Source organism: Pseudomonas sp. PDM26 (assembly GCF_019219185.1).
GTDB lineage: Bacteria > Pseudomonadota > Gammaproteobacteria > Pseudomonadales > Pseudomonadaceae > Aquipseudomonas.
The window spans coordinates 156874-179542 of sequence record NZ_JAHUWC010000007.1; the positions used below are offsets into that span (position 1 = coordinate 156874).

General features: G+C 58.7%; 23 protein-coding genes and 1 pseudogene. 13 read left to right on the forward strand and 11 right to left on the reverse strand.

Annotated features, from left to right (window positions below; genetic code table 11):
* The first annotated feature begins 89 nt into the window (after positions 1-89).
* Complete coding sequence (locus KW849_RS15540; RefSeq protein WP_218430234.1) at positions 90-947, forward strand: peptidoglycan DD-metalloendopeptidase family protein; 858 nt, start codon at positions 90-92, stop codon at positions 945-947.
* 106 nt (positions 948-1053) lie between these two features.
* Complete coding sequence (gene rpoS, locus KW849_RS15545; protein ID WP_108216679.1) at positions 1054-2061, forward strand: RNA polymerase sigma factor RpoS; 1008 nt, start codon at positions 1054-1056, stop codon at positions 2059-2061.
* Between the two features lie 472 nt (positions 2062-2533).
* Here the strand turns inward: rpoS and fdxA are convergent, their stop codons facing one another.
* Complete coding sequence (fdxA, locus tag KW849_RS15550) at positions 2534-2872, reverse strand: ferredoxin FdxA (protein WP_218430236.1); 339 nt, start codon at positions 2870-2872, stop codon at positions 2534-2536.
* A 142-nt stretch (positions 2873-3014) separates the two neighbouring features.
* Entirely contained in the window at positions 3015-5594 is a 2580-nt protein-coding gene (mutS, locus tag KW849_RS15555; RefSeq protein ID WP_218430237.1) for a DNA mismatch repair protein MutS, read from the reverse strand.
* A gap of 205 nt (positions 5595-5799) precedes the next feature.
* Between mutS and KW849_RS15560 the strand changes: the two genes are divergently transcribed.
* From KW849_RS15560 to recX, 5 genes are all read left to right on the forward strand, one after another.
* A complete protein-coding gene (locus tag KW849_RS15560) occupies positions 5800-6534 on the forward strand; it encodes an XRE family transcriptional regulator (RefSeq protein ID WP_218430389.1) in 735 nt (244 codons plus the stop codon).
* Between the two features lie 173 nt (positions 6535-6707).
* Positions 6708-7049 carry a phage holin family protein gene (locus tag KW849_RS15565; protein ID WP_218430239.1) on the forward strand — a complete coding sequence of 114 codons (342 nt, stop codon included), beginning with the start codon at positions 6708-6710 and terminating at the stop codon, positions 7047-7049.
* A 118-nt stretch (positions 7050-7167) separates the two neighbouring features.
* The gene (locus KW849_RS15570; RefSeq protein ID WP_108216872.1) at positions 7168-7668 is read left to right on the forward strand and encodes a CinA family protein; all 501 of its coding nucleotides are present in this window, start codon (positions 7168-7170) and stop codon (positions 7666-7668) included.
* 83 nt (positions 7669-7751) lie between these two features.
* A complete protein-coding gene (gene recA / locus KW849_RS15575) occupies positions 7752-8810 on the forward strand; it encodes a recombinase RecA (protein ID WP_060541059.1) in 1059 nt (352 codons plus the stop codon).
* An 8-nt stretch (positions 8811-8818) separates the two neighbouring features.
* Positions 8819-9286, forward strand: coding sequence for a recombination regulator RecX (recX, locus tag KW849_RS15580; RefSeq protein WP_218430240.1), 468 nt, complete (start codon positions 8819-8821; stop codon positions 9284-9286).
* A 45-nt stretch (positions 9287-9331) separates the two neighbouring features.
* Here recX and KW849_RS15585 read toward each other — a convergent pair whose 3' ends face one another.
* A complete protein-coding gene (locus KW849_RS15585) occupies positions 9332-10450 on the reverse strand; it encodes a TIGR00730 family Rossman fold protein (protein ID WP_218430241.1) in 1119 nt (372 codons plus the stop codon).
* 481 nt (positions 10451-10931) lie between these two features.
* Between KW849_RS15585 and KW849_RS15590 the strand changes: the two genes are divergently transcribed.
* Positions 10932-11126 carry a hypothetical protein gene (locus KW849_RS15590; protein ID WP_218430242.1) on the forward strand — a complete coding sequence of 65 codons (195 nt, stop codon included), beginning with the start codon at positions 10932-10934 and terminating at the stop codon, positions 11124-11126.
* Here the strand turns inward: KW849_RS15590 and KW849_RS15595 are convergent, their stop codons facing one another.
* Positions 11127-11549, reverse strand: a complete 423-nt coding sequence (locus KW849_RS15595; RefSeq protein WP_218430244.1) for a PA3611 family quorum-sensing-regulated virulence factor — start codon at positions 11547-11549, stop codon at positions 11127-11129.
* A 188-nt stretch (positions 11550-11737) separates the two neighbouring features.
* On the opposite strand from KW849_RS15595, the gene KW849_RS15600 reads away from it, so the two are divergent.
* The 3 genes from KW849_RS15600 (at position 11738) to KW849_RS15610 (ending at position 13805) form a co-directional block, all read left to right on the forward strand.
* Positions 11738-12496 carry a tRNA-uridine aminocarboxypropyltransferase gene (locus tag KW849_RS15600; RefSeq protein ID WP_218430246.1) on the forward strand — a complete coding sequence of 253 codons (759 nt, stop codon included), beginning with the start codon at positions 11738-11740 and terminating at the stop codon, positions 12494-12496.
* 220 nt (positions 12497-12716) lie between these two features.
* Positions 12717-13367 carry a response regulator transcription factor ErdR gene (erdR, locus tag KW849_RS15605; RefSeq protein ID WP_108216688.1) on the forward strand — a complete coding sequence of 217 codons (651 nt, stop codon included), beginning with the start codon at positions 12717-12719 and terminating at the stop codon, positions 13365-13367.
* A 75-nt stretch (positions 13368-13442) separates the two neighbouring features.
* Positions 13443-13805, forward strand: a complete 363-nt coding sequence (locus tag KW849_RS15610; RefSeq protein WP_007996906.1) for a diacylglycerol kinase — start codon at positions 13443-13445, stop codon at positions 13803-13805.
* Here the strand turns inward: KW849_RS15610 and KW849_RS15615 are convergent.
* A complete protein-coding gene (locus KW849_RS15615; RefSeq protein WP_218430248.1) occupies positions 13802-14728 on the reverse strand; it encodes a LysR family transcriptional regulator in 927 nt (308 codons plus the stop codon). The genes KW849_RS15610 and KW849_RS15615 overlap by 4 nt on opposite strands.
* Positions 14729-14874: 146 nt before the next feature.
* On the opposite strand from KW849_RS15615, the gene fpr reads away from it, so the two are divergent.
* Entirely contained in the window at positions 14875-15654 is a 780-nt protein-coding gene (gene fpr / locus KW849_RS15620; RefSeq protein WP_003443014.1) for a ferredoxin-NADP reductase, read from the forward strand.
* Between the two features lie 183 nt (positions 15655-15837).
* Here the strand turns inward: fpr and tsaA are convergent, their stop codons facing one another.
* From tsaA to rimO, 6 genes and pseudogenes are all read right to left on the reverse strand, one after another.
* Positions 15838-16536, reverse strand: a complete 699-nt coding sequence (gene tsaA, locus KW849_RS15625; protein WP_218430249.1) for a tRNA (N6-threonylcarbamoyladenosine(37)-N6)-methyltransferase TrmO — start codon at positions 16534-16536, stop codon at positions 15838-15840.
* A gap of 185 nt (positions 16537-16721) precedes the next feature.
* Positions 16722-16820 (reverse strand): annotated as a pseudogene (locus KW849_RS15630) (3-oxoacyl-ACP reductase); the annotation flags it as partial.
* A 230-nt stretch (positions 16821-17050) separates the two neighbouring features.
* Positions 17051-17521 (reverse strand): DUF1456 family protein, encoded by a 471-nt coding sequence (locus KW849_RS15635; protein WP_218430251.1) that lies wholly within the window; start codon positions 17519-17521, stop codon positions 17051-17053.
* Positions 17522-17597: 76 nt separating this feature from the next.
* Positions 17598-18308: an rRNA pseudouridine synthase gene (locus tag KW849_RS15640; RefSeq protein ID WP_218430253.1), complete on the reverse strand. Its 711-nt coding sequence runs from the start codon at positions 18306-18308 to the stop codon at positions 17598-17600.
* A 162-nt stretch (positions 18309-18470) separates the two neighbouring features.
* Positions 18471-18944, reverse strand: a complete 474-nt coding sequence (locus KW849_RS15645) for a GNAT family N-acetyltransferase (RefSeq protein WP_108216692.1) — start codon at positions 18942-18944, stop codon at positions 18471-18473.
* Between the two features lie 111 nt (positions 18945-19055).
* Positions 19056-20393, reverse strand: a complete 1338-nt coding sequence (gene rimO, locus KW849_RS15650) for a 30S ribosomal protein S12 methylthiotransferase RimO (RefSeq protein ID WP_008052161.1) — start codon at positions 20391-20393, stop codon at positions 19056-19058.
* A gap of 292 nt (positions 20394-20685) precedes the next feature.
* On the opposite strand from rimO, the gene KW849_RS15655 reads away from it, so the two are divergent.
* Positions 20686-22587 (forward strand): potassium transporter Kup, encoded by a 1902-nt coding sequence (locus KW849_RS15655; protein ID WP_218430254.1) that lies wholly within the window; start codon positions 20686-20688, stop codon positions 22585-22587.
* Positions 22588-22669: the final 82 nt, after the last annotated feature.

Consider the following 22669-nt stretch of genomic DNA (forward strand, 5'->3'; position numbering starts at 1 on the left):
GTACAGCGTGCACGGCCCGTTATACTTGCGACAGTTCATTGCCGGACTCCGGCATTTCACATTTTCAGCCACCACAGAGGGAGCGGCGGGTGAGTCTCACAGTCATTGCGCAGCGAATGAGTAAAACGAGTTTTCAGCGCCTGGTGACTGGCCTTGTCTTGAGCACCTTGCTGGTCGGTTGTTCCAGCAACAAATCCAGCGATGTTCGTGTCGTGGACCGCAACAATGCCGCGCCTCAGCGCCCGGTCGTGACCACGGGACAATACGTCGTTCGGCCCAAGGACACCCTGTTCTCCATCGCCTTTCGTTACGGCTGGGACTACAAGGCCCTGGCGGCACGCAATAACATTCCTGCGCCTTACACCATTCGTCCGGGTCAGACGATTCGCTTTGATGGTCGCACCGATTCAACGTCGACGACGGTGGTCAGTTCGTCCAGTTCAACACCTTCGTCGTCGAGTAAAACAACGGTCATCCGTCGTCCGGTAAACGGTGCGACCACCAGCACGACAACGATTGTACCGTCCGTCGCGAACAAGCCTGCACCGGCTCCATTGCCCCCTCCCGGGCCAGCCCCGACCGGCTGGGGATGGCCATCTAATGGCATTCTTATCGGGAAATTCTCTTCAAACGGTAGTTTGAATAAAGGAATTGATATCGCCGGAGATTTGGGACAGCCTGTTTTAGCTGCGTCTGATGGGACGGTGGTGTATGCCGGGAGTGGCTTAAGGGGCTACGGCGAATTAGTGATCATCAAACACAGTGAAACCTACGTCAGTGCCTACGGACATAACCGCAGGCTTTTGGTTCGGGAGGGGCAGCAGGTCAAGGTCGGACAGACAATTGCCGAAATGGGGTCAACGGGTACAGACCGGGTGAAACTGCATTTTGAGATTCGCCGCCAGGGTAAACCTGTAGATCCGCTGCAATTCCTGCCACGTCGTTGATCGCTTACCAGCCTGTTCCGTCGCGTAGAGGGGAACAGGCTCCAGCGTTGCCAGGGAGAAAGGCGCCGCTTGAGCTTGAGGTCGAACTCACCAAAGGACTATAACAATGGCTCTCAGTAAAGAAGTGCCGGAGTTTGACATCGACGATGAGGTTCTCCTGATGGAGAGCAGCATCGATATGGATTCGATGTCGAATGATGAAGGGGCGGCTCCACCTTCCGTTCGTGCCAAATCCAAACACTCCGCATCGTTGAAACAACACAAGTACATTGACTACACGCGGGCACTTGATGCCACGCAGCTGTATCTCAATGAAATTGGTTTCTCTCCCCTGCTGTCACCCGAAGAAGAAGTTCATTTTGCGCGCCTGTCGCAAAGTGGCGATCCGGCCGGGCGCAAACGCATGATTGAAAGTAACCTGCGGCTGGTGGTGAAAATCGCCCGACGCTACGTCAATCGTGGGTTGTCGCTGCTGGACCTGATCGAAGAGGGCAACCTCGGCTTGATCCGGGCGGTGGAGAAGTTCGATCCGGAACGCGGTTTCCGCTTCTCGACCTACGCGACCTGGTGGATTCGCCAGACCATCGAACGCGCAATCATGAATCAGACCCGGACCATCCGGTTGCCGATCCATGTGGTCAAAGAGCTGAATGTGTACCTGCGGGCTGCGCGGGAACTGACGCAAAAACTCGACCATGAACCCTCACCCGAAGAAATCGCCAACCTGCTGGAAAAGCCGGTGGGAGAGGTCAAGCGTATGCTCGGCCTGAACGAACGGGTTTCTTCGGTCGACGTCTCGCTGGGGCCGGACTCGGATAAAACCCTGCTTGATACCCTGACTGACGACCGTCCAACCGATCCATGCGAACTGTTGCAGGACGACGACCTGTCCCAGAGCATCGATCAATGGCTCTCGGAGCTGACCGACAAGCAACGCGAAGTGGTAGTACGCCGCTTCGGCCTGCGCGGTCATGAAAGCAGCACCCTTGAAGACGTAGGCCTGGAAATCGGCCTGACCCGTGAGCGGGTCAGACAGATTCAGGTCGAAGGCTTGAAGCGGCTGCGCGAGATCCTGGAAAAAAATGGTCTGTCGAGCGAGTCGCTGTTCCAATAATGCGCTCACTGCGATGGCATAAAAAACCCCGACCGGATCGGGGTTTTTTATTGTCTGAGCAGAAGAACGAGTCCACTCGGGATTTTGGTTTCGTGCTGTAAGTCCAGGCTTACACTTGCGTAAGTGTTCGTTATTTTTACACCCGGGCAATCGTCCATACCGAACTCTATTTTCCTATATCTTTATGATTTATATGGCTATTTTTTATTGTTGATGAATTGTGACAGCTGGAGTTCGCGCCAAGGGGACGGTTGATCTTCGAGGGGAAAACTCTAATATTCAGGTTGTGTCGACGGATAGACACGTCCTTCATGGATGAAGGAAATGGACATCGCAGGACGCGATTCATCAGGACGATGAAAAGGAACACAGGGAATAGGGAAAAAATGTGGGCGGGTCAAACCGCCCCTTTTTTTGCCTGCAGAAAAGCAAAAAGGCCCTTTTGGGGCCTTTTACAGGAACGCGGGGGTAATCAGCGTTCGAGGTCTTTGAGCTTGCTGCCTACAGATTTGTTGATGACGCGATCAAACTCTTCTGCATCTGGCAACGATTCTTTCTTCTCGGTGATGTTAGGCCAGATATCGGCCAACTCAGCGTTCAGCTGAATAAAGTTTTCCATGCCGGCTGGAACTTCATCTTCGGAGAAGATAGCCACGGCAGGGCATTCAGGTTCGCACAGCGCGCAATCGATGCACTCATCCGGGTGGATCACCAGGAAATTCGGGCCTTCGTAAAAGCAGTCCACCGGACAGACTTCTACGCAGTCGGTGTACTTGCACTTGATGCAGTTGTCGGTGACGACGAAGGTCATTTCTAATTTTCTCCTCAGGCGCGGCTTGCTGCGCCCCTTCTCGTAGGGGTCGCCAGGTTCGGGAGCGATAGTCTGCTGGCCAGGCTATTAGCCAGCAGCATCCCAAACCGCGCGAGATTCTAACAGCTTGCAAGCCGCAGCGTTAGATCCGTGTCTTTAGTGTATAGAGCATTTCGAGAGCACGACGTGGCGTCATGTCGTCCAGGTCGAGCTTGGCCAGGTCATCCAGTACCGGGTGCGGCAAGCTGGCAAACAGATCGCTTTGCAGCGGTGCAGCCGGTTTGCCTTTGGTCGGTGCCGGTGTTTCGTGGGGCAGGGCGGTGTCTTCCAGACGGCTCAAATGCTCACGAGCACGGGTGATGACTTCACTCGGTACGCCCGCCAGTTGCGCAACGGCAAGGCCATAACTCTGGCTGGCCGGCCCGGGCAGCACGTGGTGCAGGAACACGATGCGCTCATTGTGCTCGGTGGCATTGAGGTGCACGTTGGCCACCAGCGGCTGGGCTTCCGGCAGGACGGTCAGTTCAAAATAGTGGGTGGCGAACAGCGTGTAGGCACGCAAATGCGCCAGGCGCTCGGCCGCCGCCCATGCCAGGGACAGACCGTCGAACGTGCTGGTGCCGCGTCCGACTTCGTCCATCAGTACCAGGCTGCGCTCGGTGGCGTTGTGCAGAATGTTCGCGGTTTCACTCATTTCCACCATAAAGGTGGAACGCCCGCCGGCCAGGTCATCACTGGAGCCGATCCGAGTGAAGATGCGGTCGACCAGCGACAATTCGCAACTGGCCGCTGGCACGAAGCTGCCGATGTGCGCCAGCAGCACAATCAATGCGGTCTGACGCATGTAGGTGGATTTACCGCCCATGTTCGGACCGGTGATCACCAGCATGCGGGTGTTGTCGTCCAGGCTCAGGTCGTTGGCCACGAACGGCGTGGTCAGCACTTGTTCGACCACGGGGTGACGACCCTGGCTGATGCGCATGCACGGTTCGCTGACGAAGCGCGGGCAGTTCAGGTCAAGGTTCAGCGCACGCTCGGCCAGGTTGCTCAAGACGTCCAGCTCGGCCAAGGCGCCGGCGGTGTCCTGCAAGGGTGGCAGCTGGGCGATCAGATCTTCGAGCAGCGCTTCGTAAAGCATCTTCTCGCGGGCCAGGGCACGGCTCTTGGCCGACAATGCCTTGTCTTCGAACGCTTTGAGTTCCGGTGTAATGAAGCGCTCGGCACCTTTGAGCGTCTGGCGGCGAATATAGTCGGCCGGTGCCGATTCCGCCTGCTTGCTTGGCAGTTCGATGAAGTAGCCGTGGATGCGGTTGTAACCAACCTTCAGGTGCGACAGGCCGGTGCGAGCCTTTTCCCGCGCCTCGAGGTCGATCAGGAACTGTCCGGCATTTTCGCTGAGCGACTGCAGTTCGTCGAGTTCGCTGTCGTAGCCGGTTTTCAGTACGCCGCCGTCACGAATGACCGCGGGCGGGTTGTCGATGATGGCTTTTTCCAGGAGTGCCGCCAGTTCCGGGTAGGTGCTGGTGATGGTGGCGAGTTGCTGGAGATGCGGGGCTTCGAGCTCCGTCATCGCCACTTGCAGTTCCGGCAGTGCGCCGAGGGCGTCACGCAAGCGGGCGAGGTCGCGCGGGCGGGCATTGCGCAGACCGATTCGCGCAAGAATCCGCTCGATGTCGCCGATCTCCTTGAGCTGCGGTTGCAGCCTTTCGAAGCGATAGCCGTCGAGCAGGCAAGTGATCGAGGACTGACGCGCCAACAGCACCGTCAAATCGCGTAGCGGGCGATTCAGCCAACGGGTCAGCTGGCGGCTGCCCATGGCGGTCTGGCAACGGTCCACCACCGATTGCAGGGTGTTGTCGCGCCCCCCGGCCAGGTTGGTGTCGAGCTCCAGGTTACGACGGCTGGCGCCATCGAGCACCACGGTATCGTCCAGGCGTTCATGTCGCAGACTGCGCAAATGGGGCAATGCGGTACGCTGGGTTTCCTTGGCGTAGGCCAGCAGGCAACCGGCAGCGCCGATCGCCAGGGTCAGGTTCTCGCAGCCAAAGCCCTTGAGATCCTGGGTCGAGAATTGCTGGCACAGGCTTTTGAGCGCCGAATCGCGCTCGAAATCCCATGGTGCGCGGCGACGCACACCGCGACGTTTTTCCGCCGGCAAATCCTTGGGCCAGTCATCCGGGATCAGCAGCTCTACCGGGTTGACTCGCTCCAGCTCCGCCAGCAGATTTTCCCAGCCCTTGATTTCCAGCACGCTGAAATTGCCACTGGTGATGTCCAGCACCGCCAGGCCGAACAGGCGCTCATCACCCAGGACGGCGGCGATCAGGTTGTCGCGGCGCTCGTCGAGCAGCGCTTCGTCACTCACCGTCCCCGGCGTGATGATGCGCACCACCTGCCGCTCCACCGGCCCTTTGCTGGTGGCCGGGTCGCCGACCTGCTCGCAGATCACCACCGATTCGCCAAGCTTCACCAGTTTTGCCAGGTAGCCCTCGGCGGCGTGGTAAGGAATCCCGCACATCGGAATCGCCTGCCCGGCCGACTGTCCACGGGCCGTCAGGGTGATGTCCAGCAACTTGGCGGCCTTCTTCGCGTCTTCATAGAAGATCTCGTAGAAGTCGCCCATGCGGTAGAACATCAGCTGGTCCGGGTGCTGGTTTTTCAGGCGCCAGTACTGTTGCATCATCGGGGTGTGGGAGGACAGGTCGGAGACGGCTTTATTCATCGGATTGTCAGGAAGCTCGTTGAAAGAGGTGGGGCAAAAGCGGGGCAACGGCCAGGCTTTTCCGCGATGGGCGCAAGGTTACCATGGGCGGTCTACCCGACGCAGGCATCACGGCCGGGACTCCTTTGCCATTTGAAATCTGGATATGCATGACTTATGCAAATCGGCATTGTCTTCTTTGAGTAGAGCAAGCACTATGCGCGTTATGCAAAAACGCAACGTATCTACCGTATTAAGAGCATTGCTCGATCAGCACGGGATCTCCCCCACGGAGCTTCACCGTCGAACCGGCGTGCCTCAATCCACGCTCTCGCGCATTCTCAGCGGGAAAATCGTCGATCCTTCGGATAGGCACATTTCGAAAATTGCCGACTATTTTTCCGTGAGCACCGACCAGTTGCGTGGCCGCGCGGACGTCGCGCCTGCCGCTAATGCCGGGCGCGCTCCTGTGCATTCGGAACTCAGGGATATAAGTCTGTGGGACGACGATACCCCCGTCGATGACGACGAGGTGTCGGTTCCCTTTCTTCGCGAGGTTGAATTGGCTGCAGGATCAGGAAGATTCGTCATCGAAGAAAGCGAGCGCTCTAGCTTGCGCTTTGGAAAGCGTAGCCTGCGCCATAACGGCGTGCAGTTCGACCAGGCCAAATGCGTGACAGTGCGGGGCAACAGCATGTTGCCGGTACTGCGCGACGGCGCCACGGTCGGGGTCAATGCCGGCAAGTGCGGTATCGGCGATATCGTTGATGGCGACCTTTATGCAATCAACCACAACGGCCAATTGCGGGTGAAGCAACTGTATCGCCTGCCGACCGGGATTCGCCTGCGCAGCTTCAACCGTGACGAGCATCCGGATGAAGATTACACCTTTCAGGAAATCCAGGAGGAGCCGATTGTCATCCTCGGTCATGTCTTCTGGTGGGGTATGTACGCCCGCTAACACTCCTCGCGTTCAGATAGAACCCGCTTCCCGAGCGGGCTTTTTCGTGTGCTGAAAGCATTGAATTGTCTTTTTGTATGCGTTTGTGCATTGACTGATTATGCATCAATGCATAGTCTTGCTGCCTATCTATTCAAGAACGCGGTGTGACCGTTCACTCAAGGAGGCATGAAATGACCGCTGAGCAATATGCGTTGCTGGACATGCCTCTGTGGCTGGTCATCAGTCTGCCAATACTCGGTGGCGTTACCGGTGAAATGTGGCGTGCCGATAAAGAGGGCGTTCGTGGCTGGCTCCTTGTCCGGCGCCTGAGCCTGCGGTCTGGCTCCAGCATGATCTGTGGCGCCTCGGTCATCATGCTGCTGCACGCCGCCAATGTTTCCATTTGGGCCGCTTGTGCGGGTGGGTGCCTGGCGGCGATGGCCGGGACAGACGTGGTTCTAGGGTTGTATGAGCGTTGGGCGGCCAAGCGTATGGGGATCGGACATGTTCCGCCCGGTGACGTGGAAGATTGATTCTCCGACAGTCCCTTTCCAGAGCCTCTGATTCCTCACATTTTGATCGGTCCTGTCGCTTGCAAGTGCGGTCTGCTCGTGTACGGTTAACCTCATCCCGCCCGATCAGGAGATGACCGTGAACGAAATCACCCAGCTCGCCGCTGAACTTGGCAGACGCCTGCAGGTTCTCAATGCCCACGTCACCACGGCGGAGTCCTGCACCGGCGGTGGCATCGCCGAGGCTATTACCCGTATCCCCGGGAGTTCGGCCTGGTTCGAGGCCGGTTATGTCACCTACTCCAACCGGCAGAAAACCCTGCAACTGGATGTCCCGGTGGAGTTGTTCACCACCGTGGGCGCGGTCAGCCGCGAGGTGGTCGAGGCCATGGTCCGAGGGGCACAGAAGAAAAACAGCGCGTATTTCTCCGTGGCGGTCAGTGGCATCGCCGGGCCGGATGGTGGAACGGCGAGCAAGCCGGTTGGCACGGTTTGGCTGGCTTGGGGTGTCGGAGATCAGGTGTTCTGCGAGCGGAAGCACTTCCCGGGTAATCGCGACGACGTCCGCCGACAAACGGTGAAGGCCGCGCTAGAGGGGCTGCTGCGGTATGCCGCGGCAGAAATCTCAAATCAGGGGTAGGCGATCCGGAATCGCTGTGGAATAATACTGGCTACTTATACAGGTGTTGGCCGTCAGGCCTTATTGATTACGTGAGGACTTTAATGGACGACAACAAGAAGAAAGCCTTGGCTGCGGCCCTGGGTCAGATCGAACGTCAATTCGGCAAGGGTGCCGTAATGCGTATGGGCGATCAGGACCGTCAGGCGATCCCGGCCATCTCCACTGGCTCTCTGGGTCTGGACATCGCTCTTGGCATCGGCGGTCTGCCAAAAGGCCGTATTGTTGAAATCTACGGTCCTGAATCTTCCGGTAAAACCACACTGACGTTGTCCGTGATCGCCCAGGCTCAAAAAGCCGGCGCGACCTGCGCATTCGTCGACGCCGAACACGCCCTCGACCCTGAGTACGCCGGCAAGCTGGGCGTCAACGTCGACGACCTGCTGGTTTCCCAGCCGGACACCGGCGAGCAGGCCCTGGAAATCACCGACATGCTGGTGCGCTCCAACGCGGTTGACGTGATCATCGTCGATTCCGTGGCCGCCCTGGTGCCAAAGGCTGAAATCGAAGGCGAAATGGGCGACATGCACGTGGGCCTGCAAGCCCGTCTGATGTCCCAAGCGCTGCGTAAAATCACCGGTAACATCAAAAACGCCAACTGCCTGGTGATCTTCATCAACCAGATCCGTATGAAAATCGGCGTGATGTTCGGTAGCCCGGAAACCACCACCGGTGGTAACGCACTGAAGTTCTACGCATCGGTTCGTCTGGACATCCGTCGTACCGGCGCGGTGAAAGAAGGTGATGAAGTCGTCGGTAGCGAAACCCGCGTCAAGGTTGTGAAGAACAAGGTGGCTTCGCCGTTCCGTCAGGCCGAGTTCCAGATTCTTTACGGCAAGGGCATCTACCTCAACGGCGAGATGATCGACCTGGGGGTTTTGCACGGTTTCGTTGAGAAGTCCGGCGCCTGGTATGCCTACGAAGGCACCAAGATCGGTCAGGGCAAGGCCAACTCGGCCAAGTTCCTGGCAGACAACCCGGAAATCGCGGCAAAGCTGGAGAAGCAACTGCGTGACAAGCTGCTGTCCCCTTCGTCGGTAGCAGACGCCAAAGCTTCTGCGGTCAAAGAGACCGAAGACGACCTGGCTGACGCTGATATCTGATCGAAGCGATGACCGCCGTACTCGATACACTCGTCGCGGTGCGACGAACCGCAATGGACCTGCTCGCACGACGCGAGCACGGTCGTGTCGAGCTGACGCGTAAACTGCGTCAGCGCGGCGCCCTCCCTGAAATGATCGAAACAGCACTCGACCGATTGACGGAAGAGGGGTTGTTGTCCGAAGCCCGCTACCTCGAAAGTTTCGTTTCCTACCGCGCCCGCTCCGGTTATGGCCCTTTGCGCATCCGTGAGGAGTTGAGCCAGCGCGGCCTGCAGCGCACCGATATTGAACTCGCCCTGCGTGAGAGCGGTATCGACTGGCAGGAGCAACTGGCCGATACCTGGCGGCGCAAATTCTCCGGGCAATTGCCGGCAGACGCCCGGGAGCGAGCCAAACAAGGCCGGTTCCTGGCGTATCGGGGATACTCCATGGAAATGATCAACCGCCTGTTCAGCGGTCGAGGAATGGACGATTGAACTGAAACGGCCCGCTATTTCGATAGCGGGCCGTTTTTTTATGCCTCACGTAACCTTTGAGGGCTCCCGCGTGCGTTGCTGCACTTGGGGTTTTGATTGTGCCCAGTTTTCCGGCAGGTTGATGTAGTCCACAAGCTCGCGCAGGCGGCCATGATTGCGGGCGTTGAAGTTGAAGACCAGCCGCGCCAGATGGCTGAATGCGGCTTCGTCGTGTTCTTCGCCGCTGTAAGTTTGCTGATGGAAATGATCGCTCAGACACAGGTCGGCGAAAGCCTCCTGTATGTGTTCGAGTGCGTGGTCGCTGAGTGCGTGATTCATGCGAATCAGGAACTGATGCTTGAGCCAGCGACTGGAGTGGAAGTTGCTGTAGAACTGGTTGATGTGCTCTACCGCTTCTTCGACGTTGTAGACCAGTTTCACCAGCTTCATGTCAGTGGACAGGATGTAGTGGTTTTCCTCCAGTTGCTGGTGAATGAAGTCCAGTGCGCCTTGCCAGAATTTGCCGCCCGGCGTGTCCAGTAGCACCACTGGCACCAATGGGCTCTTGCCGGTCTGGATCAGCGTCAGCACTTCCAGCGCTTCATCCAGCGTACCGAAGCCGCCCGGGCACAGCACCAGGGCATCGGCTTCCTTGACGAAGAACAGCTTGCGAGTGAAGAAGAAGTGGAAGGGCAGCAGGTTGGTCGTGCCGTCGACAGTGGGGTTGGCATGTTGCTCGAAGGGCAGCGTGATGTTGAACCCCAGGCTGTGTGTCAGGCCGGCGCCATCATGGGCGGCGGCCATGATGCCGCCACCTGCGCCGGTAATGACCATCATGTCCGAGCGCGCCAGCGCAGCGCCGAGCTCCCGGGCCATGCTGTAGAGCGGATGTTCCATGGGAGTACGGGCCGAGCCGAAAACAGTGACTTTGCGTCGCCCCTTGAACTGTTCAAGCACGCGGAATGCCTGTTCCAGTTCGCGAAGGGCTTGCAGGGTGATTTTGGCGTTCCAGCGATTGTGGTCTTCCTGGGCCATGCGCAGCACGGTCAGGATCATGTCGCGGTAGATCGGGGTGTTCGGACTGTTGGGTGAAATCAGCTTGAGTTGTTCTTCGACCTTGCTGATGAGGTCGTGGCCGCTTTCTTCAAAATGACGGCTCAGGAGGTCATTCGGTTGGTAAGGCATTCAACTTCTCCTTCTGCACAGAACCCTCGGCCCGAGAACGTACGTCGGTGCCACGACACTCCATGTGTCGCTGTCTGCCCTGGCCCATGCCTGGGCGATCTACTTGATCCGAAAGCATCGGATCATCCAAACAGGTTCTGTTTTTCCCTTGGATGAAAGAAACGTTCGCACAACACGACAAGCGACGGCCAGCCCCTTTCGAGCCCTTAAAAAAGTAAACGTGGGTACCCTGAAATCTAGACCTTCACAGTGATTTGCGCTGCCTTGATCATTGCGCCACAAAGTTTTTCCTGGCAACCGCTTATTGACGATTTGCAAGGTGTATTCACCGCTCGTCTGAACGTGCGTCGCATGTGCGGCGCTCTGATTTACTAAGTTACAAGCGTCACACGACAGCTTTGCGTCAACGGCAGGGCGCACGGTGCAAGCGGTTTAAGGATTTGTCGCTCAATCATGAGTGAGGTGCAGGGAGGCGGTAACCATGACCAGAGTCGTTCTGGAGATCGATACGCAGCTGTATCGATTGCTGAAGTCATCAGCCGAGACCCATCATTTGAGTCTCGAAGAGGAGTGCTGCCGACGTTTGCGCGGTGGCGAACGCCGTTCACATTACTTGCAGGCGCTGCTGGCAGAACTGCGCGCCGAAGATGAACAGCGGCGCGCCAATTCCCGGTGATTACTTTTTCTTCCTGGCCGATTGCAGGCAATCCGATTCCTGGAAACTTGCGGAGCCGACCGGACGGTTGGTCTTCACCTCGGTGAAGTCGTAACGCATGATCGCGCCCTTGGCCATCAGCTTGCGAAACCCTTCGTTTCTGCAGACAGAAGCTCCCAACTGGAAGTACACCGCTTTCGGGTCTGCACGCATCTTGTCGGCATGGCTGCTCTGCACGCTCAGATGGTTGATCAACTGCTTGCCTTCAACGGTGTAGCCTTGATCGAGTATGTCTTCGTTGATCGCTCGTGGAGTGCCGACGCTGCTCTGGGTGGCGACGTTTTGCAGCATTTTGTTCAGTTCCGTGTCTTTCAAGGACGCAGCCTGAGCGTTGAAGGACGACGCCAGCAAAATGGCCGCGGTAGGAACGATAAGGCGCAGCATGAAACTCTCCTGGTTCAGTGATGGGGCTTTGACCCGTCACGTGACTGTGCGTTCAGTGGCGGCGAATTATAGGGGAGGCGGGCTGGACGGTACAGGCTTGCGCCGGGCGGTCTGGTAAACTGCTGGCACTTTTTACCCTGTCGAGTGTTTTTCGTGTCGATTTCCCTTCTCCGTGGGCGTTGCCCGCTATGAGCCATACCCCCGCGCGATTTGCCTTGAATGCCGTAGCCCGCTTGCGCGATCAGCGTGAGGAGGAGGGCATCAAGCCGATTCAGGCCCGCGGCTGGCGTGCGCCGCGTTGCCGTGACTGTCGGGTGATCGAGAGCCACTGCCTGTGCGCATGGCGTCCGCAGGTCGCTACCCGCTCCGGCGTGTGCCTGATCATGACCAACAAGGAAGTGTTCAAACCGAGCAACACCGGTTGGCTGATCGCCGACGTGGTACCTGACAACCATGCCTTCATCTGGTCCCGTACCGAGGTCGATCCGAAGTTGCTGGCGCTGTTGTCCGACCCGAAATGGCAGCCTTACCTGGTGTTTCCGGGGGAGTACGTCGAACCTGAACGCGTGACAAACACTGTGGATGTCGATGGCACGAAGCGCCCGCTGTTCATTCTGTTGGATGCCACCTGGACCGAAGCACGGAAGATCTTTCGCAAGAGCCCCTATTTCGATCGATTGCCGATCCTCAGCCTGCTGCCAGAGAAACTCTCCCGCTACCGGTTGCGCCGCTCGACTCGCAGCGAGCATCTGTGCACGGCGGAAGTGGCGGCGCTGTGCCTCGACCTTGCAGGCGATGTAGCCGCAGCCTCGGCGCTGGATGCCTACTTCGATGTGTTCAGCCAGCATTACCTCGACGCCAAACATCAGTTGGACATGAACGTTTCGACCCCGGCGCACGCCGAGTTGATGCCCTATGTTCAGCCGGTCACTCCGTTGATGGGCTGATTGTTGCGCATACTGCAATAACCTGTACTGGCCATGCTGCTTGACCACCCCGGCTTCGCTGGGCATGCTTGGCGCCGATTAGGGTGCGGCCTGAATTTGCAACGCGTTTTTTTGCGTTGAACGTGCCTTGTCGGTGCAGCTCCGTGGCTGTGCCTTGAGGTGCTTTGGCGAGGTCCGAATGCATCGGGCGTCCCATGAAAAAAACAGGATCATTTGAAAAATGGCCACATACGAAATCCTGATTGCCGATGATCACCCACTTTTTCGTAGTGCCTTGCACCAGGCGCTGACCCTGGGCCTTGGCCCGGATGTCCGTCTGGTGGAAGTGGCGAGCATCGCCGAACTGGAAGTGCGCCTGACGGAAAAATCCGATTGGGATCTGGTGCTGCTGGACCTGAACATGCCGGGAGCCTACGGTTTTTCCGGACTGGTCCTGCTGCGCGGTCAGTATCCGCAGATTCCGGTGGTCATGGTTTCGGCCCAGGAAGAGCCGACCATCATGGTCAAGTCTCGTGAATTCGGTGCCAGTGGCTTCATTCCCAAATCCAGTGACTTGAGTGTGATCCAGAAAGCCGTGCGTGCGGTCCTCGATGGTGATGTGTTCTGGCCGCCGCAGGCGTTCGAAGCGGTCAGCGTCTCGGAAGAGGCCAAGGCGGCCAGCGAAGGTCTTGCCAGCCTGACGCCGCAGCAATTCCGGGTGCTGACCATGGTCTGCGAGGGCTTGCTGAACAAGCAGATCGCCTACGAGCTGAGTGTTTCCGAGGCGACGATCAAGGCGCACGTGACCGCGATTTTCCGTAAACTGAATGTGCGGACCCGGACCCAGGCCGCGCTGCTCTTGCAACAACTTGAGTCAATTTCCAGCCATTAAAGGCTGGCGACTTCACGCTTTTTTGACTTTGGTTGATCTAGCTTTCCCACTTCTTTTTTGTCAGTTGCCCATTCTATGTCACCTTTCAAAGGCCAGACCGGCCTGAAACGCATACTCAATGCCTCTGGTTATTCGCTGGACGGCCTGCGCGCAGCCTTCACCGGTGAAGCCGCCTTTCGGCAATTGGTATTGCTCAACGTCATCCTGATTCCCCTGTCGTTCTTCCTGAATGTCAGCCGGGTCGAACGGGCGTTGTTGATCGCGGTATGCCTGTTGGCGTTGATCGTCGAGTTGCTCAACTCGGCAGTGGAAGCGGCCATCGACCGCATTTCCCTTGAGCGGCACCCGCTGTCCAAGAATGCCAAGGACATGGGCAGTGCCGCCCAGTTCGTGGCATTGAGCATGATTGCCCTGGTGTGGGCGGTAATTCTGCTCTAGGCGATCGTCGGCAGCACGATCTCGTCGCTGCGCCGGACCCCGGCGGTGAAGGCGCGGCACAGATCGAGGAACTCGCGCATCGCTGAGGTCTGATACTTCTGTTTATGCCAGATGAAATAAAACTGTCGCGCCAGATCCAGATCCGGCGTCTCGACAGGCACCAGGCTGCCGCGGCGGAATGCGTCGCGCAAAGCCAGCCTGGAAATGCAGCCAATCCCCAAACCTGACTCCACCGCGCGCTTGATCGCTTCGGTGTGCTCAAGCTCCAGGCGAATGTTTAACGAAGTTCGGTGATGGCGCATGGCTTGATCGAAGGTCAACCGCGTGCCTGAGCCTTGTTCGCGCAAGATCCAGGCTTCGTGACTCAACTCCTCCATGGTCGCCGTGCCACGTTTGGCCAATGGATGCTGAGGGGCGCAAAACACCACCAGTTCGTCTTCGACCCAGCTTTGCACTTCGATGTCTGGGTGACTGCAGTCGCCTTCGATCAGACCCAGATCAATTTCATAGTGGGCCACTTGCTGCACGATATTGGCAGTGTTCTGCACGTGCAGCTTCACCTGGCTTTCCGGATGGCGTTGCATGAAGCTGCCGATCAGCAGGGTGGCCAGGTAATTGCCGATGGTCAGGGTCGCGCCCACGGCCAGTGAGCCGAAGCCGGACTTGCCATTGAGCAGGTCTTCGATTTCCTTGGCCTGGTCCAGCAAGGCCACAGCCTGGGGCAGCAGCTGTTTGCCGAGCGCGTTAAGGCTCAACCGTTTGCCGGCGCGGTCGAACAACTGGCAGCTGCACTGGCGCTCCAGCTCGGTGATCGAGGTGCTCGCCGCCGACTGCGAGAGGTTGAGCAGACCCGCAGCACGGGATACGCTTTCCTGCTGGGCGACGGCGACGAATACTTGAAGTTGACGGAGAGTAAATCGCATATCGATATAACCGATAACCCTTATCTTAATAATCCATTTAACAGATATTGTCGCTGCCTTTAGAATGCGATGCAATTGCGCAGAGTTGGCTTTCTTTGCAGAGCACACCGAGCACGCGCAGATAAATCTCCAGGAGTCCCACGTACATGAGCAACATGAACCACGAGCGTGTCCTCAGTGTTCACCACTGGAACGACACTCTGTTCAGCTTCAAGTGCACCCGTGATCCGGGCCTGCGCTTCGAGAACGGTCAGTTCGTGATGATCGGCCTGCAACAGCCCAACGGCCGCCCGCTTATGCGCGCTTACTCGATTGCCAGCCCGAACTGGGAAGAGCATCTCGAGTTCTTCAGCATCAAGGTGCCTGATGGTCCGCTGACTTCGCAGTTGCAGCATCTGAAGGAAGGCGACGAGATCATCATCAGCAAGAAGCCTACCGGCACGCTGGTACTGGATGACTTGAAGCCTGGCAAACATTTGTACCTGCTCAGCACCGGTACCGGTCTGGCGCCGTTCATGAGCGTCATCCAGGACCCGGAAACCTACGAGCGTTTCGAAAAAGTGATCCTGTGCCACGGCGTGCGTTACGTCAACGAAGTCGCTTACCGCGAGTTCATCACCGAGCACCTGCCGCAGAACGAATTCTTTGGCGAAGCGTTGCGTGACAAGTTGATCTACTACCCGACCGTGACCCGCGAGCCGTTCGAGAACGAAGGTCGCCTGACCGACCTGATGCGCAGCGGCAAGCTGTTCAGCGACATCGGCCTGCCACCGATCAACCCGCAGGACGACCGCGCCATGCTGTGCGGCAGCCCGAGCATGCTCGACGAGACCAGCGAAGTGCTGAACAGCTTCGGCCTGAAGGTTTCGCCGCGGATGCGCGAGCCGGGTGATTACCTGATCGAGCGTGCGTTCGTCGAGAAGTGACCGCAGGTCACTTGTAGGAGCGAGCCTGCTCGCGATGGAGGTCAACGATAACGCGGGAAGCTTGATACCCAGCGGCGTCCTCAGGTTTTTCGCGAGCAGGCTCGCTCCTACAGTAGATTTGCAGCGCATCTGAAAAGCCCGCATGACTTGGGAAGGTCATGCGGGCTTATTCGTTTCCGGCGTTCAGCCCTTTGCGGGAATGACTTCCAGGACGCGGATCAGCTCCGGTGTCGGGTAATGCCAACGCACATCCAGATCCCAGAACTGCGCGCCGTATTCCCGCTCCGGTGCAGGCGTTTGATAGGCCGGGCGCGGATCCTGCGCCAGGCATTGCTCGATCAGCTCAATCAAAGGCTCTTCCAGGCGCTGGGCATGCCCGTGAGCCTGTTGCAGCGCTGTATCCGTCCACTGCACGGGGATCAGCTGCGGCGCGGCGCTGGCGATGCTGTTGGAGGCTGTGTCGATGATGTCGGCGTAGGGCACGTAGGGTTTGATATCGAGAATCGGTGTGCCATCCAGCAGATCGATGCCCGAGATCCACAAGCGGTCGGCTTCGACCTTGTCCAGTTTCACCACAGACTGCCCGATGCCATTGGGGCGGTGGGTGGCGCGGGTGGCGAACACGCCCATGGATTTGTTGCCGCCGAGGCGAGGAGGGCGGACCTTCAGGCGAGGCTTTTCTTCCAGGGCCTGGTGGAACAGGAACAACAGCCATACATGGCTGACCTGCTCCAGGCCCTGTACGGCGTCCCCTTGATCGAACGGTGCCACCAGCTCCAGCACGCCACGGGCGGCCGGGGCCAGTTGCGGCTGGCGCGGAATGGCGAACTTCTCCTTGAAGCAGGAGCGCACGAAGCCGATGGGGGAAACGCTGTAGGTCATGGTTTGGGGTCGAGGTGGATTCAGGTAGGGCATGATGCCGCAAAGATCAAAAGATCGCAGCCTGCGGCAGCTCCTACAGAGGAATTCGTTCGGCGTAGGAGCTGCCGCAGGCTGCGATCTTTTAAAGGCTGAACCCGCCATTCAGGGGAATGATATTCCCGGTCATGTAGACCCCGGCGGTACTCGCCCGCCTCGACATTGGCCTTGGCGATCATTTTACCGGTGCCACGGGTGCCGCCGGTCATCAGGGCAGTGCGGCCTTGCAGGGAAAAATAGGGATGCATGGCGAACCCTGAGAGCTGAGGTCTTTACACCCTGGTCGTCAGCCGCCAGAAGCGGAGCCACTATTTTGCGTGGAATCGGAAGCCATTCGGCCCTGTAGGAGCGAGCTTGCTCGCGATGGTCGTTAACGATAACGCGTATTTACTGGCTAAACGCGGCGCTCTTGAGTCCATCGTCGGAACGCCGCCCGGAGCAAGCTCGCTCCTACAGGGGTAGCAATCAGCCTCGGGGATTACTGCGGGCGAACACGCAGGGTCAGGCCCTTGAGGAAATTGCGCAGCAGCTGGTCGCCGCACGGGCGATAGTTGGTGTGGCCGAACTTGCGAAACAGTGCGCTCAGCTCAGGCTTGGACACCGGGAACTCGGCGGCCTTGAGGATCGCGTGCATGTCGTCTTCTTTCAGCTCGAACGCGACCCGCAGCTTTTTCAGGATGATGTTGTTGGTCACCGGCACTTCGATCGGCTGCGGCGGACGGCTTTCGTCCTTGCCGCGCTTGAAGATCACCAGGCCGTCGAGGAAGTGCGCCATGACTTCGTCCGGGCAGCGTACGAAACCTTCCTCGTCTTCCTCTTTCTTGTCGATATACGTCACCAGGTCTGCCAGGGGCACGTTCAGGCCGCCGAGCTTGATGATCTCGATGACTTTCTTGTCGCTGATGTCGAGCATGTAGCGCACGCTACGCAGTACGTCGTTATGAATCATGTGTGCAGTCCTGATAATTCGGCTATGGGCGCCGCCGAAAACAGCAGCGCCGAAAGGTGTGGTGGCGCGGGGAGCCTTAGAACTTCTCTTTGCCGGACAGGTAGCGCCATTGCCCCACGGGCACTTTGCCGATGGACACGCCGCCGATGCGGATGCGGCGGATGGCGACGACCTTCAGGCCGACGGCTTGGCACAGCAGGGCGATGATGCCCGGTTGCGGGTTCTTCATGGCAAAGCGCAGGCGGTTTTCGTTCTGCCAGCTGGCCTTGACCGCCGGCAGCTCCTTGCCCTTGTAGGTCAGGCCGTGGTTCAGACGGTTGAGGCCGTGAGCCACCATCTCGCCTTCAACCTCGACTACGTACTCTTGCTCGATTTTGCTGGAGTCGGCGGTGAGTTTGCGCAGGATTTTCCAGTCCTGGGTGAACACCAGCAGACCGCTGGCGTTGGCCTGCAGGTCAGTGCTGGCGGTCAGGCGCAGGAAGTGCCCGCGCAACGGGCGCTTGCCGTAGCGGTGTTCTTCGCTCAGGGTCTCGGCGCCGAGGGTGGCCATGGCGGTGTCTGCGTCCATGCCGACGGGCACATTGAGCAGCAGGGTCACCGGTTCCGGAGCGGTGGCCTTGGCCTCTGGATCAAGCTCGACTTTCTGGGTGTCGACCTTGAATTGCGGCTCGTCGATGACCACACCGTCGACGGTGACCCAGCCGCCCTCGATGAACAGCTCAGCCTCCCGACGGGAACAGCCGACGAGTTCGATGAGGCGTTTGGAGAGACGAATCGGGTCAGTCATGTCAGGGCCGTAACAAAAAGGGGGGGGGGCATTGTACCTGCCTGGCACCGGTTAATCCCGGTTCCATTTGCAGGAGCTGCCGAAGGCTGCGATCTTTTGATCTTAAAAGCAAAGATCGCAGCCTTCGGCAGCTCCTACATCGGTATCGGTATCGGTGTTGGGTCAGCCATGGCGTGAATATTGTTGATCCTGACGCAAACGCATGTGCAGCAACGGATACGGCTGGCCCATGCCATCGACTTCCGAGCGACCGATCACCTCGAAGCCCTGCTTGAAGTAAAAGCCCAGGGCCTGAGGGTTCTGTTCGTTGACGTCCAGTTCGTCGGCGTTCAGGTGTTCCAGGGCATAGCGCAACAATTTCTTGCCCAGGCCCTGGCCGCGATGGTCGGGGTCGATGAAGAGCATTTCGATCTTGCCGGCCGCGACGCCGGCGAACCCGGTGATGCGTTGGTTCGAATCTTTGGTGCAGATCAGCATCACCGAGTCGAGGTAGCGGGTCAGCACCAGGTTTTTCAGCAGTTTGATGTAGCTGTCCGGCAGAAAGTCGTGGGTAGCGCGTACCGAGGCCTCCCAGACCCGGGTCAGTTCTTCGTAGTCGCCGAGTTTCGGCGTGTGGATGACCGAATGCTGACGCATGCCTGTCTGCCCCTGATGCGTGAGTGATGTGAGTCCGTTCAATCTCAAACGATAGCCGTAAAAAAGCCCCGCATCTCGTCAAGAGAGCGGGGCTTTGCGTATTTTATGCGTTTAGATCTGTTCAGCCCACAGGTCGTATTCGTCGGCGTCGGTCACTTTGCACCAGACCTTGTCGCCCGGCTTGAGGTTGCTGCCGTTGTCGATGAATACGTTGCCGTCGATTTCCGGGGCGTCGAAGAAGCAGCGGCCCACCGCGCCTTGTTCGTCGACTTCATCGACCAGCACTTCGATCTCGCGGCCGATGCGCATTTGCAGGCGTGCCGAGCTGATGGCCTGCTGGTGCGCCATGAAACGCTCCCAACGATCCTGCTTGACGTCGTCCGGGACGACTTCCAGGTCCAGGTCATTGGCCGGTGCGCCTTCTACCGGCGAGTACTGGAAGCAGCCGACACGGTCGAGCTGGGCTTCGGTCAGCCAGTTCAGCAGGTACTGGAAGTCTTCCTCGGTTTCGCCCGGGAAGCCGACGATGAAGGTCGAACGAATGATCAGGTCCGGACAGATTTCGCGCCAGTTCTTGATGCGTGCCAGGGTCTTGTCTTCGAAGGCTGGGCGCTTCATCGACTTGAGCACTTTCGGGCTGGCGTGCTGGAACGGGATGTCCAGGTACGGCAGGATCTTGCCGGCGGCCATCAGCGGGATCAGCTCGTCAACGTGCGGGTACGGGTAAACGTAGTGCAGGCGCACCCAGACGCCGAGGGTGCTGAGGGCTTCGCAGAGTTCGGTCATGCGGGTTTTCACCGGCGCGCCGTTCCAGAAACCGGTGCGGTATTTCACGTCGACGCCGTAGGCGCTGGTGTCTTGCGAGATGACCAGCAGCTCCTTGACGCCGGACTTGACCAGGCGCTGGGCCTCGTCGAGCACGTCGCCCACCGGACGGCTGACCAGCTTGCCGCGCATCGACGGGATGATGCAGAAGCTGCAGCTGTGGTTGCAGCCTTCGGAGATCTTCAGGTAAGCGTAGTGGCGCGGGGTCAGCTTGATGCCTTGTGGCGGCACCAGGTCGATCAGCGGGTTGTGGTCCTGGCGTGGCGGCACGACTTCGTGCACGGCGTTGACCACTTGCTCGTACTGCTGCGGACCGGTCACGGCCAGCACGCTCGGGTGTACGTTGCGAATGTTGCCTTCTTCGACGCCCATGCAGCCGGTCACGATGACCTTGCCGTTTTCCTTGATGGCTTCGCCGATCACTTCCAGGGACTCGGCCTTGGCCGAATCGATGAAGCCGCAAGTGTTGACGACCACGACGTCGGCGTCCTGGTAGGTGGACACCACGTCATAGCCTTCCATGCGCAGCTGGGTAAGGATGCGCTCGGAGTCGACCAGTGCTTTGGGGCAACCCAGGGATACGAAGCCAACCTTTGGATTGGCCGGCGCAGGAGTGGTGGACATGTCTAACCTCGGTATTTTGTGACGCCGCTTGCCGGGCAGGGCAAAATCGACGGACGGGCGCTTGAAGTGCGCCTCTGATCAAAAAGTGCGCAATTCTAGCGATCAGTCGTTCACTTGACCAGCTTTATGCAGGGAAATACGACGAGTGCTGCGCTATGCTTCGCGCCGTTACGCTTTACTGGTTTTTACTGTCAACAAAACGTCTGTAACGTGAAGTAAAACAGCGCATGCTGCACGACAAAGCATAGTGCTTCTTTCAAAGAAGCCCGGGTCTGAGAAGTAGGAGTGGTGGATGGGTCAGGCAAGTAGTCAGGCTGCAGGTGCCGAACATTCGGCGGTGAAGCCGATCGGCATGCTGGTCGCGGCAGTCGGGGTGGTTTATGGCGATATCGGCACCAGTCCGTTGTACACCCTCAAAGAAGTGTTTTCCGGAGGCTATGGCGTGCCGGTCAACCATGACGGGGTGCTGGGGATTCTGGCACTCATTTTCTGGTCGCTGATCTGGGTCGTGTCGATCAAGTACATGATGTTTGTGCTGCGCGCCGACAACCAGGGCGAAGGCGGGATCATGGCCTTGACCGCACTGGCCCGGCGGGCGGCGGCGGGGCACGCGAAATTGCGCATGTTGCTGGTGGTCTGCGGACTGATCGGCGCGGCGTTGTTTTATGGTGACAGCATGATTACCCCGGCGATCTCCGTGCTGTCGGCGATTGAAGGCCTGGGGCTGGCCTTCGAAGGCATCGACCATTGGGTCGTGCCGCTGTCGCTGGTAGTGCTGGTCGCGCTGTTTCTGATCCAGCGTCACGGTACGGCGCGTATCGGCATTCTGTTCGGGCCGATCATGGTCACCTGGTTCCTCGTGTTGGGGGCACTCGGCGTCTATGGCATCAGCCAGCATCCGGAAGTTCTGCAAGCGATGAACCCGGTATGGGGCGTACGTTTCTTCGTGGTCCATCCGGGCATGGGCGTGTCGATTCTAGGTGCCGTGGTGCTCGCACTGACCGGTGCCGAAGCACTGTACGCGGACATGGGCCACTTCGGCCGCAAGCCGATCGCTCGTGCCTGGTTCATCCTCGTGCTGCCGGCGTTGGTACTGAACTATTTTGGTCAGGGTGCCTTGCTGCTAGGCGACCCGGAGGCGGCCCGCAACCCGTTCTACCTGCTGGCACCGAGTTGGGCATTGCTCCCGCTGGTCGGGCTGTCGACACTGGCCACGGTGATTGCCTCACAAGCGGTAATTTCCGGTGCGTTCTCCCTGACCCGTCAGGCGATCCAGCTCGGTTACATTCCGCGTATGCGTATCCAGCACACCTCCAGTGCCGAACAGGGCCAGATCTACATCGGCGCGGTGAACTGGGCGCTGATGGTCGGCGTGGTGCTGTTGGTGCTGGGTTTCGAATCCTCCGGTGCCCTGGCCTCGGCCTACGGTGTGGCGGTGACCGGGACCATGCTGATGACCAGCATTCTGGTGTCCGCGGTAATCCTGTTGCTGTGGAAGTGGCCGCCGGTCCTTGTGGTGCCGATCCTGTTGGGTTTCCTGTTGGTAGACGGTGTGTACTTCGCCGCCAACGTGCCGAAAATCGTTCAGGGCGGTGCATTCCCGGTCATCGCCGGTTTTGCGCTGTTTGTGCTGATGACCACCTGGAAGCGTGGCAAGCAGTTGCTGGTCGAGCGTATCGATGAGGGTGGATTGCCGCTGCCGATCTTCATCAGCAGCATTGCCGTACAACCGCCCCATCGTGTTCAGGGCACCGCTGTGTTCCTGACGGCACGGCCGGATGCCGTGCCCCACGCGTTATTGCACAACCTGCTGCACAATCAGGTACTGCACGAGCGAGTGGTGCTGCTGACGGTGGTGTACGAAGACATCCCGCGGGTGCCGTCAACACGACGGTTCGAGGTCGATGCCTACGGCGAAGGTTTCTACCGGGTGATTCTGCACTTCGGCTTTATCGACGAGCCGGACGTACCGAAGGCATTGAAACTGTGTCATCTCGAAGAACTGGACTTCAGCCCGATGCGCACCACCTACTTCCTCAGCCGCGAAACGGTCATTGCCTCCAAGCTCGAAGGCATGTCGCGCTGGCGTGAGGCGCTGTTTGCGTTCATGTTGCAGAACGCCAACGGCAATTTGCGTTTCTTCAATCTGCCGCTGAACCGGGTGATTGAGCTGGGGACGCAGGTGGAGATGTAAGCCTCATCAAAAAGCCCCCGTTGCCATTGCGGCAGCGGGGGCTTTTTTGTGTTCTGGGGCAAGAGTCAGTTCAAAGATCGCA